This window comes from Microtetraspora sp. AC03309 (assembly GCF_020826795.1).
In the GTDB taxonomy this organism is placed as follows: Bacteria; Actinomycetota; Actinomycetes; order Streptosporangiales; family Streptosporangiaceae; genus Microtetraspora; species Microtetraspora glauca.
This window is the reverse complement of record NZ_JADDIL010000385.1, coordinates 1-583: the sequence shown is the minus strand read 5'-3', so window position 1 is coordinate 583 and position 583 is coordinate 1. Positions and strand designations below refer to the sequence as shown.

The following is a 583-nucleotide window of genomic DNA, read 5'->3' as shown; positions in this document are numbered from 1 at the left end:
TCGAGGTGATCGGCGACCTGGCCGCCCGCAATGCGATCACCCTGCACGAGTTGAGCCAGCGTCAGGCCTCGCTGGAGGAGGCGTATCTGAAACTCACCGATGACGCGGTCGACTACCGGGCGGTTCAGAAGTGAGCGCGCTGGCCGCGCTGGACGCGGAGCGAATCAAACTGTCCACCACCCGCTCGCCGTTGTGGTCGACGGTCGGCGTCGCGGTGGTCAGCCTGGGCATAGCCGCCATCCAGGGCATGACGGCGCAGCACTACACCGCGCTGTCCCCGTCCAAGGCCGCATTGGGCGTTGCGGTGTTCGGGGTCCCGGTCCTCATGGTGTTGTCGTCGATGACGATGACCGGCGAATACCGCAGCGGGCTGATCCGCACCACGTTGCTGGCCACACCGAACCGCACCCAGGTGCTGACGGCCAAAGCGGTGGTGTGCGCGGCGTTCTCGTCGGTGTGCGCGGTGGTGATGGTGCTGGCCTCGGTGCTGGTGGCCCGGCTGGTTGCCGACCCGGTGGTGGGTACGCAGCTGTCGATGGTCAATGCCGGGACCTGGCGGGTGGCCGGCGGGTTCGCCCTGTAC

Annotated in this window: 1 protein-coding gene; it reads left to right on the top strand. The window is 67.9% G+C overall.

Annotated features, from left to right (window positions below):
- Window positions 1-130: 130 nt before the first annotated feature.
- The coding region (locus IMZ11_RS43460; RefSeq protein WP_228649530.1) for an ABC transporter permease at window positions 131-583 on the top strand (453 nt) is incomplete at its 3' end.